General features: G+C 71.7%; 13 protein-coding genes. All 13 read left to right on the top strand.

From position 1 onward, the window contains the following. The first annotated feature begins 316 nt into the window (after window positions 1-316). The 13 genes from ACZ7CF_RS24900 (at window position 317) to ACZ7CF_RS24840 (ending at window position 15,053) form a co-directional block, all read left to right on the top strand. Window positions 317-1,843 (top strand): UDP-N-acetylmuramoyl-L-alanyl-D-glutamate--2,6-diaminopimelate ligase, encoded by a 1,527-nt coding sequence (locus tag ACZ7CF_RS24900; protein ID WP_458430728.1) that lies wholly within the window; start codon window positions 317-319, stop codon window positions 1,841-1,843. Continuing rightward, a complete protein-coding gene (locus ACZ7CF_RS24895; RefSeq protein ID WP_360390528.1) occupies window positions 1,840-3,300 on the top strand; it encodes a UDP-N-acetylmuramoyl-tripeptide--D-alanyl-D-alanine ligase in 1,461 nt (486 codons plus the stop codon). The genes ACZ7CF_RS24900 and ACZ7CF_RS24895 overlap by 4 nt, the downstream gene beginning before the upstream one ends. Next, a complete protein-coding gene (gene mraY, locus ACZ7CF_RS24890) occupies window positions 3,297-4,382 on the top strand; it encodes a phospho-N-acetylmuramoyl-pentapeptide-transferase (RefSeq protein ID WP_065916843.1) in 1,086 nt (361 codons plus the stop codon). Before ACZ7CF_RS24895 ends, mraY begins: the two co-directional genes overlap by 4 nt. Further along, window positions 4,382-5,746: a UDP-N-acetylmuramoyl-L-alanine--D-glutamate ligase gene (murD, locus tag ACZ7CF_RS24885; RefSeq protein ID WP_470370699.1), complete on the top strand. Its 1,365-nt coding sequence runs from the start codon at window positions 4,382-4,384 to the stop codon at window positions 5,744-5,746. Before mraY ends, murD begins: the two co-directional genes overlap by 1 nt. Further along, entirely contained in the window at window positions 5,743-7,212 is a 1,470-nt protein-coding gene (gene ftsW, locus ACZ7CF_RS24880) for a putative lipid II flippase FtsW (protein ID WP_360390522.1), read from the top strand. The genes murD and ftsW overlap by 4 nt, the downstream gene beginning before the upstream one ends. 31 nt (window positions 7,213-7,243) lie before the next feature. Further along, entirely contained in the window at window positions 7,244-8,347 is a 1,104-nt protein-coding gene (gene murG, locus ACZ7CF_RS24875) for an undecaprenyldiphospho-muramoylpentapeptide beta-N-acetylglucosaminyltransferase (RefSeq protein WP_360390519.1), read from the top strand. Then, window positions 8,344-9,711 (top strand): UDP-N-acetylmuramate--L-alanine ligase, encoded by a 1,368-nt coding sequence (murC, locus tag ACZ7CF_RS24870; RefSeq protein WP_470370698.1) that lies wholly within the window; start codon window positions 8,344-8,346, stop codon window positions 9,709-9,711. The genes murG and murC overlap by 4 nt, the downstream gene beginning before the upstream one ends. Next, the gene (locus ACZ7CF_RS24865; protein WP_458430730.1) at window positions 9,708-10,457 is read left to right on the top strand and encodes a cell division protein FtsQ/DivIB; all 750 of its coding nucleotides are present in this window, start codon (window positions 9,708-9,710) and stop codon (window positions 10,455-10,457) included. Before murC ends, ACZ7CF_RS24865 begins: the two co-directional genes overlap by 4 nt. A 781-nt stretch (window positions 10,458-11,238) precedes the next feature. Next, window positions 11,239-12,558: a cell division protein FtsZ gene (gene ftsZ, locus ACZ7CF_RS24860; protein ID WP_360390512.1), complete on the top strand. Its 1,320-nt coding sequence runs from the start codon at window positions 11,239-11,241 to the stop codon at window positions 12,556-12,558. Between the two features lie 77 nt (window positions 12,559-12,635). Continuing rightward, entirely contained in the window at window positions 12,636-13,340 is a 705-nt protein-coding gene (gene pgeF, locus ACZ7CF_RS24855; RefSeq protein WP_470370697.1) for a peptidoglycan editing factor PgeF, read from the top strand. Continuing rightward, complete coding sequence (locus tag ACZ7CF_RS24850) at window positions 13,337-14,035, top strand: YggS family pyridoxal phosphate-dependent enzyme (protein ID WP_360390507.1); 699 nt, start codon at window positions 13,337-13,339, stop codon at window positions 14,033-14,035. Before pgeF ends, ACZ7CF_RS24850 begins: the two co-directional genes overlap by 4 nt. 66 nt (window positions 14,036-14,101) lie before the next feature. Further along, entirely contained in the window at window positions 14,102-14,758 is a 657-nt protein-coding gene (locus ACZ7CF_RS24845) for a cell division protein SepF (RefSeq protein ID WP_470370696.1), read from the top strand. Window positions 14,759-14,777: 19 nt separating this feature from the next. Next, the gene (locus ACZ7CF_RS24840; protein WP_458434334.1) at window positions 14,778-15,053 is read left to right on the top strand and encodes a YggT family protein; all 276 of its coding nucleotides are present in this window, start codon (window positions 14,778-14,780) and stop codon (window positions 15,051-15,053) included. The last annotated feature ends 16 nt before the right edge of the window (window positions 15,054-15,069 follow it).

The raw sequence follows: 15,069 nt of genomic DNA, 5'->3' as shown, positions 1-15,069 counted from the left end.
GCGTTTTATTAAGAGGGTGTGAGTTCGGGGTTTTCACTGTGAAACAATGAATTTGGTCATTGTCGCGCCTGGGTGTGTTCTCGCTCACTTGCGCAATCGAAGTGCGCCACCAAGAATGCGCGACCCGCTCGATCGCCGAACGGACCGGCGGTCCCGTCCAGGTGGGGTTCGGGGTCAAACCACACGGGACGGTCCACACTGGACAGAGGTGTGCGCGGAAGGGAAACCCGTGGTCCCGAGCGCGGTGGAACGGCGACGTCAGCCGATTGCCAACGCGCCGACCGGCCACTCTCCGCACGCCGGTAGCCTCTTGCGCGTGCCTGCCAAGCTCGAGGGCAAGGTCGCGACCGCCCCGCCCCGCCCGAACCACATCCGACCTGCGTCCGCGGCTGCCCTGGCCGCGGTCGCCGACGTGCACCTGACGCGTCCCGCGCACGCCGACGTCCAGATCACCGGGGTGACTCTGCGTGCACAGCACGTGGTCCCCGGCGACCTCTACGCCGCGCTGCCCGGCGCCCACGCGCACGGTGCCGACTTCGCGGAGACCGCTCTCGCGAACGGTGCGGTCGCGGTGCTCACGGACGAGGCCGGTGCCGCTCGCGAGTCCCTCAAGGACGTGCCCGTGCTCATCCACCCGCGCCCGCGCGAGGTGGTCGGGCTGCTCGCCGCCCACGTCTACGGGCGGCCGTCGGCGAAGGTGCGGCTATGGGGGGTCACCGGCACGTCCGGCAAGACCACCACCACGTACATGATCGAGTCGGTGCTCAAGGCCGCGGGCCGCACCACCGGGCTGATCGGCACGGTCGGCACCCGCATCGGCGACGAGCAGCTCGGCAGCTCGCACACCACGCCGGAGGCGCCGGACCTGCAGGCGCTGTTCGCGGTGATGGCCGAGCGCGGTGTCACCGACGTGGCGATGGAGGTCTCCAGCCACGCGCTGCACATGGGCCGCGTCGCCGCCACCGAGTTCGAGGTCGGCGCGTTCACGAACCTCAGCCAGGACCACCTCGACTACCACGCCGACATGGAGGAGTACTTCCAGGTCAAGGCGCAGCTGTTCGACGGTCGCGCGCGCCGCGAGGTCGTCTGCGTCGACGGCGACTGGGGCCCCAGGCTGGTCAAGCCGGGCACCGTCACCGTCGCGACGACGAAGCCCGCCGACTGGACCGCGAGCGGTGTCGAGGTGAGCGCCACCGGCGAGCAGACCTTCACCGCGCACGGCCCGGACGGCGACGTCGAGGTCCACCTCCCGCTCGCGGGCAGCTTCAACGTCGCGAACGCCCTGCTGGCCATCGCCTGCCTGCACGCGGAGGGCGTCCCGGACGAGGCGATCCGCGCCGGTCTCGCGGCCGTGCAGGTGCCCGGCCGCATGCAGCGGGTGGACGAGGGCCAGGACTTCACCGCCGTCGTCGACTACTCGCACAAGCCCGCCGCCGTCGCGCTCGCGCTGGACGCGGTGAGGGCCAAGACCGACGGCCGGGTGATCGTCGTGCTCGGCTGCGGCGGTGACCGCGACCGGGCCAAGCGGCCCCTCATGGGGGAGGCCGCGGCGGAACGCGCCGACGTGGTGATCATCACCGATGACAACCCCAGGAGCGAAGACGCGTCCTCCATTCGGGCCGCCGTGCTCGAAGGCGCCCTCGCCACCGCGAACCGGGGCGAGGTGCTGGAGATCGGCGACCGGGGGCTCGCGATCGGGAAGGCCGTCGAGCTGGCACTTCCCGGCGATGTCGTCGTCGTGGCGGGCAAAGGACATGAGACGGGACAAGAGATCGCCGGCGTGATCCACCCGTTCTCGGACGTGGAGACCCTGACCGCCGCGATCAGGAAGGCGCACCGTTGATCGCACTCACGCTCGCCGAGATCGCAGAGGTCGTCGGTGGACGGTTGCACGCAACCGATGGCAGCCCGGTCGTCACCGGCACCATCGAGTTCGACACCCGCAAGGTCACCGACGGCGGTCTGTTCCTGGCCCTGCCGGGAGAACGCGTGGACGGCCACGACTTCGCGGCGCAGGCCGTCGCGGCGGGCGCGGCCGGTGTGCTGGCCGGCCGCGAGGTCGACGCCCCCGCGGTCATCGCGCCGCCGGTGCCGACCAGGCACGCCAACGCCTACGTGCTCGCCGGCGACCAGAACGGCGAGGGCGCCGCGGTGCTGGAGGCGCTCGCGAAGCTCGCGCGCCACGTCACCGACCGGCTGGCGGACCTCACGATCATCGGCATCACCGGGTCGGCGGGCAAGACGTCCACGAAGGACCTCATCGCCCAGGTGCTGCGCCCCACCGGTGAGGTCATCGCGCCGCCGGAGTCGTTCAACAACGAGCTCGGCCATCCGTGGACCGCGCTGCGGGCGGGCGAGGACACGAAGTTCCTGGTGCTGGAGCTGTCCGCGCGCGGGGTCGGGCACATCGCGAACCTCTGCGGGGTCGCGCCGCCGAAGTTCGGTGCCGTGCTCAACGTCGGCACCGCGCACCTGTCCGAGTTCGGTTCCCGCGAGGGCATCGCGCAGGGCAAGGGCGAGCTGGTCGAGGCGCTGCCGGAGGACGGCGTCGCCATCCTCAACGCCGACGACCCGCTGGTCGCGGGCATGGCGAGCCGCACGAGGGCCAAGGTCGTCCTCGTCGGTGAGAGCCCCAACGCGGACGTGCGCGCGGTGGGCATCGAGCTCGACGAGCAGGCCCGTGCGAGCTTCACGCTGCGGACCGCGCGGGGCGAGGCGCACGTCAAGCTCGGCGTCAGCGGCGCGCACCAGGTCGGCAACGCGCTGGTCGCCGCCGCCATCGCGCTGGAGCTGGGCGCCACGCCCGCCGAGGTGGCCGAACGACTCGGTGCCGCGGAACGGGTGTCCGCGCACCGCATGGTGATCACCGAACGGGCCGACGGCGTGACCGTGGTCGACGACGCCTACAACGCGAACCCGGACTCGGTGCGGGCGGCGTTGAAGGCGCTCGCGACGATCGCCCGGTCCGCCACGCCCGCCCGCCGCAGCTGGGCCGTGCTCGGCCCGATGGCCGAGCTGGGCGACGACGCCGTGCGCGAGCACGACGAGATCGGCCGGCTCGTGGTGCGCCTGGACATCAGCAAGCTCGTCGTGATCGGCGACGCGGCCCGCGCGATGCACCAGGGCGCGCACCTGGAAGGATCTTGGGGAGAGGAATCCGTCCTGGTGCCGGACGCGGACGCGGCGATCGAGTTGCTGCGCGCGGAACTCCGGCCCGGTGACGTCGTGCTGGTCAAGGCATCCAACGCCTACCGCCTGTGGCGCATCGCCGAGGCCCTGCTGGAGGCAGGAACCAAGTGAAGAGCATCCTGATCGCGGCTGCGATCGCACTCGCGGTGTCGATCCTGCTGACGCCGTACCTGATCAAGATCTTCTCGCGCCAGGGCTTCGGCCAGGAGATCCGCGAGGACGGCCCGCAGCACCACAAGACCAAGCGCGGCACGCCGACCATGGGTGGTCTCGCCATCCTGGTCGCGATGTGGGCCGGGTACCTCGGCACGCACCTGGTGAACTCGATGTCGGCCTCGGCGTCCGGGCAGACCCCGACGGCGTCCGGCCTGCTCGTGCTGATGCTGACGACGTCGCTGGGGCTCGTCGGCTTCCTCGACGACTTCATCAAGATCCGCAAGGCCCGCAACCTGGGCCTGAACAAGACGGCGAAGCTGGTCGGCCAGTTCATCGCGACGATCACGTTCGCGATCCTCGTGCTGCAGTTCCCGAACAAGGAGGGCCTGACCCCCGCGTCGGTCAACCTGTCGTTCGTCCGCGACATCACCGTCGTCTCGTTCGGCACGATCGGGTTCATCGTCTTCTGCTACGGCATGGTCGCCGCCTGGTCGAACGCCGTGAACCTGACCGACGGCCTCGACGGCCTCGCCGGCGGCTCGTCGGCGATGGTGTTCGGCACGTACGTCGTGATCTCGTTCTGGCAGTTCCGCTACAACTGCACCAGCTACGCGGTGGTCGGCTGCTACGACGTGCGCGACCCGCTGGACCTCGCGGTGATCGCCGCGGCCGCGATGGCCGGCTGCATCGGCTTCCTGTGGTGGAACGCCGCCCCCGCCAAGATCTTCATGGGTGACACCGGCTCGCTCGCGCTCGGCGGCCTGGTCGCCGGTCTCGCGATCGCGACCCGCACCGAGCTGCTGATGATCGTCATCGGTGGTCTGTTCGTGGTCGAGGCGCTGTCGGTGGCGATGCAGGTCGCCGTCTTCCGCACGTCACGACGGCGGCTGTTCCGCATGGCACCGTTCCACCACCACTTCGAGCTGGCGGGCTGGGCGGAGACCACGGTCATCATCCGGTTCTGGTTGATGGCCGGCATCTGCTGCATGTTCGGTCTGGGCGTCTTCTACAGCGAGTGGCTGACGGGCGGGTTCTGATGACGAAGCTGGCCGGGTCGCGGGTGCTGGTCGCCGGTGCCGGGGTGACCGGCCGGTCCGCGGCGGAGGCGTTGCTCGCGGCGGGCGCCGAGGTCGTGGTGACGGACTCGTCCCCCGACCGGCTGGCGGCGCTGGAGTCGCTGCTGGAGGGCGTCGAGCTGGTGCCCGGCCTGACCGAACCCCCCGCGGGCACGTCGTTGGTGGTCACGAGCCCCGGCTGGCAGCCGTCGAGCCCGTTGCTCGCGGCGTCGGCGGCGGCGGGCGTCGAGGTGATCGGCGAGGTCGAGCTGGCCTGGCGGATGGCCGCCGAGCTCGCCGACCCGCCGGTGTGGCTCGCGGTGACCGGCACGAACGGCAAGACCACGACCGTCGGCATGCTGGAGTCGATCCTGCGCGCGGCCGGCGCGGACGCCGTGGCCTGCGGCAACGTCGGACTGCCGGTCGTGGACGCGCTGCTGGCCGGGCGCCGGGTGCTCGCCGTGGAGCTGTCGAGCTTCCAGCTGCACTGGGCGCCGTCGGTGCGCCCGCAGGCCGGTGCGCTGCTCAACCTCGCCGAGGACCACCTGGACTGGCACGGCGGCATGGAGGCCTACGCGCGGGCCAAGGCCGGGGTGCTGACCGGGGACGTCGCGATCGGCTGGCTCGACGACGAGCTCGTCGTCGACCTGCTGGAGGACGCCCCGGCGCGCGACAAGGTCGGGTTCACCCTGGAGGAGCCCGCGGAGGGCCAGCTCGGCGTGCGCGGCGGCTGGCTGGTGGACCGCGCGTTCGCCGACGACGAGCCGCTGGTCGAAGTGGCCAAGATCCGCCCGGCCGGCCCGCCCGGCATCGCGGACGCCCTGGCGGCGACGGCGCTGGCGCGCGCGTACGGCGTGCCGTCCGAAGCCGTGCGCGAGGGCCTGGAGTCGTTCGAACCGGCCGCCCACCGCGCCGTGCTGCTCGGCGAGGCCGACGGCATCCGCTACGTCAACGACTCGAAGGCGACGAACCCGCACGCGGCGGTGGCGTCGCTGCGCGCGTTCGACAGCGTCGTGTGGATCGCGGGCGGCCTGCTCAAGGGCGCGTCGGTCGAGGACGTGGTCCGCACAGAGGCCCACCGGCTGCACGGCGTGGTGCTGATCGGGCAGGACCGGCAGGTCCTCGCGGACGCACTGGCGCGACACGCGCCCGATGTCCCCGTTCGGGTCCTTGACGCGGGGGACGATGGGGCCATGACCGTCGCGGTACGTGCTGCCCGGGAACTGGCGGGGCCGGGTGACACCGTGCTGCTCGCCCCCGCAGCGGCCTCCATGGACATGTTCACCGACTACGCCCATCGCGGGCAGGCGTTCACCGCCGCGGTGCGGGAGCTCATCGGCCGATGAGCGTCGTCGCGGAGAAGACGGGGACCAAGCGCAAGGCGCGTCCCGCCAGGCGCGTCGCGTCGGTGCGCGGCGGTCTGACCGCGTGGCTGAGCCGTCCGCTGGCGGACTTCCACCTGCTGCTCGCGGTCTTCGGCATGCTGACCGTGCTCGGCCTGGTGATGGTGCTGTCGGCGTCCGCGCCGGGGCAGGTCGCCTCGGGTGTCTCCGCCTACAGCGTGTTCCAGAAGCAGCTGATCTACGTGTGCGTCGGCGCGGTGCTGTTCTGGGTGGTGCTGCGGTTCCCCCTGCGGAAGCTGCGGCACCTGTCGACGGCCGCGATGGGCATCGGCGTGCTGCTGCTGGCGCTGGTGCTGACGCCGCTCGGTGACGTGCGCGGTGGCGCCCGGTCGTGGTTCACCCTCGGGCCGGTGTCGTTCCAGCCGATCGAGGCGGTGAAGCTCGCGCTCGCGCTGTGGGGCGCGCACGTGCTCGTGACCAAGCGGGCGCTGCTCTCGCAGTACCGGCACCTGCTGGTGCCCGTCGTGCCCGTGGCGATGCTGGTGTTCGCGCTGGTCATGTTGCAGCCCGACCTCGGCGGCACGATCACGCTCGGCGTGGTGCTGGTCAGCCTGCTGTGGTTCGTGGGCGCGCCGATGCGGTTGTTCGGCGTGATCCTCGGCGGCGCGGTGGCCGGTGCCGTCGTGCTCGCGATCGGGGCGACCTACCGGCTCTCGCGCGTCACGTCGTTCCTCGACCCGAACGCGGACCCGCAGGGCGCCGGTCTGCAGGCCCGGCAGGCGATGTTCGCGCTGGCCGAGGGCGGCCTGTTCGGCAAGGGCCTCGCGCGGGGCAGCTCGCAGTGGCGGTACCTGCCCAACGTCGAGTCGGACTTCATCTTCGCGGTCATCGGCGAGGAGCTCGGGTTCGTCGGGTGCGCGCTGGTGCTGGCGCTGTTCGGCACGCTCGCGTGGATCGGTCTGCGGGTCGCCGCGCGCAACACCGACCCGTGGATCCGGATCGTGGCGGCGACGCTGACGGTGTGGCTGGTCGCGCAGGCCGCGATCAACATCGGCTACGTCGTGAAGCTGCTGCCCGTCACCGGTCTGACGCTGCCGATGATCTCCGCCGGCGGCACGTCGATCGTCACGACCATGGTGGTGTTCGGCATCCTCGCGAACTGCGCCCGGCACGAGCCGGAAGCGGTGTCTGCGCTGCGCTCGCTCGGCCCCGGCCGGGTCGGTGGCCTGCTGAAGCTGCCCGCACCCGAGGCCTACAAGCCGCCGCCCAAGCGCAAGCCGGTCCGCCCGTCGACGCCCCCGCGCGCACCCGGCCGCAACCGCACCGCGCAACTCCCGGTGGTGGACGAACGTCGTGTGGCTGGACGCTCCGCTCCGCCCTCGGAGTACCGTCGCCGCGAAACGCGGCGGGTGAACCAGAGCCGTTCAGAGCAAGGCCGATCGACCCGCGGACGCGGGCGGTACAACTGATTTCGCAGCACACCAACACCGGAGGAACGTCTTGACCGGGCACCCTGCCCCCAGTGGTCCGTGCGTCGTGGTCGCGGGCGGTGGCACCGCGGGACACATCGAGCCGGCACTGGCGCTGGCCGACGCGGTCATGCGGCTGCGACCCGACGCGCGTGTCGTCGCGCTCGGCACCGAGCGCGGTCTGGAAAGCAAGATCGTGCCGGCCCGCGGCTACCCGCTGGAGCTGATCCCGCCGGTGCCGATGCCGCGCAAGCCCACCCTGGACCTGCTGAAGCTGCCGCTGAACGTGCGCGGCGCCGTGAAGCAGACCCGCGAGGTGCTGGAGCGGGTGGGCGCGGACGTCGTCGTCGGCTTCGGCGGCTACGTGGCGCTGCCCGCCTACCTCGCCGCGCGCGGCCGGGTGCCGATCGTGGTGCACGAGGCGAACGCGAAGGCCGGTCTCGCGAACAAGGTCGGCGCGAAGTTCGCCGAACACGTGGCGGCGGCGGTGCCGGACTCCGGCCTCGCGGACGCGGAGGTCATCGGCATCCCGCTGCGCCACTCGATCACGACGCTGAACCGCGCCGCGCTGCGCGCCGAGGCCCGCCGGTTCTTCGGCCTGGACCCGGACGCGCCGACGCTGCTGGTCTTCGGCGGTTCGCAGGGCGCGCGGTCGATCAACGAGGCCGTGGCACCCGTGGCCGCCGAGTTCGCCCGCGCGGGCGTCGGCGTGCTGCACGCCTACGGGCCGAAGAACACCGTTGCGGTGCAACAGGTCCCCGGCCGGCCCGCCTACGTGCCGGTGCCGTACCTGGAGCGCATGGACCTGGCCTACGCGGCCGCGGACGCCGTGCTGTGCCGGTCCGGTGCGATGACGGTCGCCGAGGTGTCCGCCGTGGGCCTGCCCGCGGTGTTCGTGCCGCTGCCGCACGGCAACGGCGAGCAGGCGCTCAACGCCGGACCGGTCGTGTCGGCCGGTGGCGGCCTGCTGGTGCCGGACGAGGAGCTGACCCCGCAGAAGGTCGCCTCCCTGGTCGTGCCGCTGGTGGCGGACCGGCAGCGGCTGGCGGCGATGTCCGCGGCGACGCTGGGCACCGGCCGGCGCGAGGCCGACGAGGTCCTGGCCCGCCGGGTGCTGGAGGTGATCAAGAAGTGAGTCTCGGACGCGTTCACCTCGTCGGCATCGGTGGTGCCGGCATGAGCGGCATCGCCCGCATCCTGCTGGCCCGCGGCGTGCAGGTGTCCGGTTCGGACGCCAAGGACTCGCGGACCGTGCTCGCCCTGCGCGCCCAGGGTGCGCGGATCGCCGTCGGGCACGACGCGGCGAACCTGGACCAGCTGGTCGGCGGCCCGACCGAGGTCGTGGTGTCGACCGCGATCAGGGAGACGAACCCGGAGTACGCGGCGGCCCGCGAGCGCGGCATCACGGTGCTGCGCCGCGCCGAGGCGCTGGCCGCGCTCATGGAGGACCAGCGGGTCGTGTGCGTGGCCGGCACACACGGCAAGACGTCGACCACGTCGATGCTGACCGTGGCGCTGCAGCACTGCCGCGTCGACCCGTCGTTCGCCATCGGCGGCGACCTGAACGAGTCCGGTGCGAACGCGCACCACGGCACGGGCGGGGTGTTCGTCGCCGAGGCCGACGAGTCCGACGGCTCGTTCCTGTTCTTCTCGCCGTCCGTCGCGGTCGTGACGAACGTCGAGGCCGACCACCTGGACCACCACGGCACGGTCGAGGCGTACACCGCCGTGTTCGACTCGTTCCTGGACCGCATCATGCCCGGCGGCGTGCTGGTGTCTTGCGCGGACGACCCCGGCGCCGCGCGGCTGATCACCGAGGCCCGCGCGCGCGGCATCCGGGTGCGCGAGTACGGCCGCACGGCCACCGACGCGCGGATCGTCGACTACAAGCCCGCGGAGAGCGGTGGCCTGGCGTCGGTCGAGATCGGCGGCGTCGCGGTCGAGGTGCGGGTCGCCGTGCCGGGCGAGCACATGGCGCTGAACGCGGTCGCCGCGCTGCTGGCCGGGCTGGAGCTGGGCGCGGACCAGGCCGGTCTGCTCGAAGGCCTGGCGGCGTTCGGCGGCGTGCGGCGGCGGTTCGAGTTCAAGGGCCGTGCCGGTGGCGTGTCGGTCTACGACGACTACGCGCACCACCCGACCGAGGTCGACGCACAGCTGCGTGCGGCACGTCCGGTCGCGGGAGCGGGCCGTGTCGTCGTGGTGTTCCAACCGCACCTGTACTCGCGCACGCGCACGTTCGCCGCCGAGTTCGCCGCAGCGCTGTCGTTGGCCGACGAGGTCGTCGTGCTGGACGTGTACGGCGCGCGCGAGGAACCGGAACCCGGTGTCACCGGCGCGTTGATCGCGGACCAGGTCACCGCCTCCGTGCACTACGAGCCGTCGTTCGACCGCGTGCCGGCACTGGTGGCGTCGCTGGTCCGCGACGGCGACCTCGTCGTCACGATGGGGGCGGGCGACGTCACGATGCTCGGTCCCGAGATCGTCAGCGCGCTGTCATGAGCGCCCCGGTTCGCGGCAGGTCCCAGCGCGCTCGCCCCGCGAACCGGCGCGCGAGGAGTTCCGAGCACCGGGCGCGGCGCAGGATCATCCTGCGCCGCCGCCTGGTCGCTCTGGCAACGGTGCTGGGCCTCATCGGCCTGACCTACGGGGTGTTCTTCACGCCGTTGCTGGGCGTCCGCAACGTGGACGTGCACGGCGCCGTGGTGCTCACCGACGACGAGGTGCGCGCCGCAGCCGCCATCGAGTCCGGCGCCCCGTTGGTGCGCTTGGACCTGCAAGCCATCCGCGAGAGAGTCGCCGCAGTCCCGCGCATCGCCGCCATCGAGGTCGAACGGCAGCTGCCCGGCACGGTCCGGTTGCTCGTCACCGAACGCGTCCCGGTCGGGTCCGTGAAGCTGTCGGACGGCTACCACCTGGTCGACTCGACCGGCAAGGACTACGCGACCATGCCGGCCCCCGCGCCGGGCGTGCCCGACCTGGTCCTCGCCACCCCGTCGGCGGTCGACCCGGCCACGCGCGCCGCGGTCGGCGTCGTCAACGAGCTGCCGGCGGCGCTGCGCGCCGAGGTGCTGCAGGTGTCGGCCACGACCGGCGCCGACGTGAAGCTGGTGCTGTCCGGCGACCGCGTCGTGAAGTGGGGCGGGTCCGAGGACACGCCGCGGAAGGCGGCCGTGCTGCTGGTGCTGCTGACCCGCGAGGGGACGGCGTTCGACGTGACCTCACCGGACCTGGCCACCATCTCCTAGTCGCGATCACTGCTCGAACCGCGGTGGTCCGGCGGGGTCAGGGCCGCGGGTTGCGCGGGCGGGACGGCGTCGGGACGCGGCGCGGGCGGCGCTGGGTGCGCGGGTTCGGCTGGGAGCACACGGGGATCTCTCCTGGGGTCCGGGTCAGCCGGCCGGCTTCAGCAACCGCACGACCAGGCTGCCGAGCCTGCTCGTGACGAGCTCCAGCACGATCGCCTCGACGACGAGCGAACGCACGGACGCGGGTGCGGGTGCCAAGACGGACCTCCTGGGACGTGGACGACTACCGTGCTCATCGGCGTGGCCGGTGTGGCATTAGCCGTCCTGGTCGTTGTCACCCGAAGGAAGTACTCAAGGTCGCCCGCCACCGCGACGAAGTCCACACAGGACGATCAACAGCGGTCCCGGCGCGGTCGCCCCGCCGGCGGCGTCGGCGGGACCGTCACCGCCTACCGGTGGTAGCGGGGGGTCGTCCCGCGGGAAGGCCGGAACCGCGAGAAGGTGGGGGAGACGATCTCCAGATCCGGGGCACGACTACGCTTGTGGTGCGCAGTGCTCAGCATCGTGCGGACTGCTTGACGGCACGACCGGGGAGTAGTAGCGCACAGTGTTGGGAATCTGCGGCGTGGCTGCTGGACCGACGCACCGCCGGTGCCTACCGTCCAGCAGGAACATATGGGGTTGACATAACTCTGAGTCTCGCCGAGAGGTTGAGAGTTCCAATCCGGGTGCATCACCACCCAGCACCACAGCACGGACCACGATCAGGAAGGCGGATCCGATGACGCCCCCGCACAACTACCTCGCGGTGATCAAGGTCGTCGGCATCGGTGGTGGCGGTGTCAACGCCGTCAACCGCATGATCGAGGTCGGGCTCAAGGGCGTCGAGTTCATCGCGGTGAACACCGACGCGCAGGCCTTGCTGATGTCCGATGCCGACGTCAAGCTCGACATCGGCCGCGAGTTGACCCGCGGCCTCGGCGCCGGGGCCAACCCCGAGGTCGGCCACAAGGCAGCGGAAGACCACCGCGAGGAGATCGAGGAGGTCCTCAAGGGGGCCGACATGGTCTTCGTCACCGCAGGTGAGGGCGGTGGCACCGGTACCGGTGGCGCTCCCGTGGTCGCCTCGATCGCCCGCAAGCTCGGCGCGCTGACCATCGGTGTCGTGACGCGCCCGTTCTCGTTCGAGGGCAAGCGGCGCGCCAAGCAGGCCGAGGACGGCATCCAGGCGCTGCGCAACGAGTGCGACACGCTCATCGTCATCCCGAACGACCGGTTGCTCCAGCTGGGCGACATCGGCGTCAGCCTGATGGACGCGTTCCGCTCGGCCGACGAGGTGCTCCTCTCCGGTGTCCAGGGCATCACCGACCTGATCACCACCCCCGGTCTGATCAACCTGGACTTCGCGGACGTCAAGTCCGTCATGTCCGGCGCCGGCTCGGCGTTGATGGGCATCGGCTCGGCGCGCGGTGAGGGCAGAGCGGTCCAGGCCGCGCAGAAGGCGATCAACTCGCCGCTGCTGGAGGCCTCGATGGAGGGCGCGCACGGCGTGCTGCTGTCCATCGCGGGTGGCTCCGACCTGGGCCTGTTCGAGATCAACGAGTCCGCGTCGCTGGTCCAGGAGGCCGCGCACCCGGACGCGAACATCATCTTCGGTACGGTCATCGACGACTCCCTCGGCGACGAGGTCAGGGTCACGGTGATCGCGGCCGGGTTCGACAGCGGCGGTCCCACGCACAAGAAGCTGGAGCCGACGGCGTTGTCCTCGCCGCAGCGCACCGCCACCGGTCCGATCGCCGCCGCCACGGCAGCGCCGACACCGGCACCGACCCCCGCTCCGCAGCCGGTCGTGCAGGCACCGCCGCCCGTGGTGCAGGCCCCGCCGCCGGTCCCGCAGCCGCAGCCGGAGGTGCGTCCCGCCCCGCCGGTGCAGCAGCCGCCCACGGCCGTGCCGCCGCAGCCCTCGCACGTGCAGGGCAACGGCTACGCGCCGTCCGTGCCGCGGCCGCTGACGCAGAACGGCTCGCTGCCCTCGCGGCCGGTCCCGGTCACCGACGACCCGGACGACGAGGTGGACGTGCCGCCGTTCATGCGGCGCTGACCAGGACGCAGACCCCGGAGGACCCCCGAGCACCCGTGCTCGGGGGTCCTCCGTCGTTCGAGAACTAGGCTGTGGGCGTGCGTATTCGTCGTGTTGTCACCACACGTGCCGGTGGTGCGTCCAAAGCCCCGTACGACTCGTTCAACCTCGGTGACCACGTTGGGGACGACGCCGGTGCGGTCGAGGCGAACCGGGCCCGGCTCGCCGAGGGCGTCGGGCTCACCCCGGACCGCCTGGTCTGGATGGAACAGGTGCACGGCCGCACCGTCGCGGTGGTCGACGGGCCGCGGGCCGAACCGCTGGAGGCCACCGACGCGGTCGTGACGAAAGAGCCCGATCTCGGGCTCGCCGTGCTGACGGCGGACTGCGTGCCGGTGCTGCTCGGCGACCAAGAGGCCGGTGTCGTCGGCGCCGTGCACGCCGGGCGGGTCGGCGCGCGGGTCGGTGTCGTGGTCGAGGCGCTCAAGGCGATGATGGCGCAGGGCGCCGAGCTCGACCGGATCGAGGTGCTGCTCGGGCCGAGCGTGTGCGGCGAGTGCTACGAGGTGCCCGCGGAGATGCAGCGGGACGTCGAGAAGCACCTCCCCGGCAGCGCGTCGAAGTCGCGCAAGGGCACGCCGGCCCTGGACCTGCGGGCAGGGCTGTGGAACCAGCTCGCGAGCGCGGGGGTGGCGCGGATCGGGGTCGACCCGCGCTGCACCTTCGAGGAGAAGGACCTGTTCAGCCACCGCAGGGAGAACCCGACCGGCCGGCTCGCCTCCGTCGTCTGGATCGAACCGTGAACCGGCGCGACGAGCTGGCGGCGAACCTCGCGGACGTGCGCGACCGCATCGGGAAGGCGTGCGCGGCGGCCAGGCGCGACCCGAGCGAGGTGATGTTGCTCGCGGTGACGAAAACCTGGCCCGCGAGCGACGTGGAGCACCTCTACGAGCTCGGTCTGCGCCACTTCGCCGAGAACCGCGACCAGGAGGCCGCCGCGAAGGCCGGTCAGCTGGCACACCTCACCGACGCCCGGTGGCACATGGTCGGGCGGTTGCAGCGGAACAAGGCGCGGTCCGTCGTCGGGTGGGCCCACCAGGTCGACTCGGTCGACTCGGTCCGGCTGGCCGAGGCGCTGGCGAAGGCGGCGCACGCGGCGGGCCGCACGCTGGACGTGTTGCTGCAGGTCAGCCTGGACGGTGACACGTCACGCGGTGGGGTGGCCGTGGCCGATGTTGCGGAAGTGGCTAACGTGATCACTCGTTCGGGTGATCTTATTCTTCGAGGGGCGATGACCGTCGCCCCTCTGACGATGAGGCCGGCGCAGGCGTTTGAAGCGTTGGCTTCGGTGGTATCAGGCCTACGTGATGATCATCCCAGTGCTGTCGTGCTGTCAGCGGGGATGAGCGGCGACCTGGAAGATGCCATCTCGCACGGATCTACCTGTGTGCGTGTCGGAACGGCGTTGCTCGGCAGCCGGCGACTAACCTCGCCCTAGGGTGTCGGGAACCTCGGGACCGTCCGCGCCGTCCCTAAAGTGGGGCACCGCCGAGGAGGGGCTGGAATGAGCGCTTTGCACAAGCTGAAGGCCTACTTCGGGATGGTCCCCGCCGAGTACGCAGACGACCCCGGCTACGAGGACGACCGCGGTCGCTACGGCGACTACCGGTCCGAGTACGCGGCCGAGGCCGACGACTACGACTACCCGCGGCGCGGCCGCGCGTTCACGGCGGGCCGGTCGGAGCTCCAGGGCTCCGGGTACCGGGCCGACCTCGACGAGTCGGACGACTACGAGCCGGAGTCGCGGCGCGGGGTGAGCAGCCCCCCGGGCACGCGGCGCTGGAGCGCTGACGCACCGGTGCACGGTGCGCTGGCGGTCGACCCGCAGCGCGAGCCCGTGAGCAGGCTGCGCCCGGTCGCCGAGCCGGCCGCGGGCAACCCGCTGGCGCGCATCACGACGCTGCACCCGCGCAGCTACAGCGAGGCGCGCACGATCGGGGAGCACTACCGCGACGGCACGCCGGTGATCCTGAACCTGACCGACATGGACGACGCGGACGCCAAGCGCCTCGTCGACTTCTCGGCCGGGCTCGCGTTCGCTCTGCGCGGGTCCATGGACAAGATCACCAGCAGGGTGTTCCTTCTCTCACCGCCCAACGTCGACGTGACGGCGGAGGACCGGAGGAAGCTGGCGGAGGGCGGGTTCGGGAACCGCGGTTAGAGTTGACCCCGTGGACCCGATCCGTCTCGTCATCTACTACCTCCTCTTCGCGTTCTCCCTGTTCCTGACCGCGCGCGTCGTGGTCGAGCTGGTGCGGACGTTCGCGAGGGAGTGGCGTCCTGCGGGCGGCGTCGCCGTGACGCTGGAGACCGTTTACACCGTGACCGATCCTCCGGTCCGAACGCTGCGTCGGGTGATCCCGACAGTGCGGATCGGAGGCGTCGGACTGGACCTATCGATTATTGTGCTGTGGCTGCTCGTTATCATTTTGATGCAAGTTGCAGATCCCAGGTGACGGGGAACCGTGGGAT

The organism is Lentzea sp. NPDC036955 (assembly GCF_055608005.1).
This window is presented reverse-complemented; position numbering and strand designations above follow the sequence as displayed.

Coding starts and splice junctions, on each gene's coding strand:
- murD (WP_470370699.1), top strand. CDS start 4,382: ATGACGAAGCTGGCCGGGTCGCGGGTGCTGGTCGCCGGTGCCGGGGTG.
- ftsW (WP_360390522.1), top strand. CDS start 5,743: ATGAGCGTCGTCGCGGAGAAGACGGGGACCAAGCGCAAGGCGCGTCCC.
- ACZ7CF_RS24865 (WP_458430730.1), top strand. CDS start 9,708: ATGAGCGCCCCGGTTCGCGGCAGGTCCCAGCGCGCTCGCCCCGCGAAC.
- ftsZ (WP_360390512.1), top strand. CDS start 11,239: ATGACGCCCCCGCACAACTACCTCGCGGTGATCAAGGTCGTCGGCATC.
- ACZ7CF_RS24845 (WP_470370696.1), top strand. CDS start 14,102: ATGAGCGCTTTGCACAAGCTGAAGGCCTACTTCGGGATGGTCCCCGCC.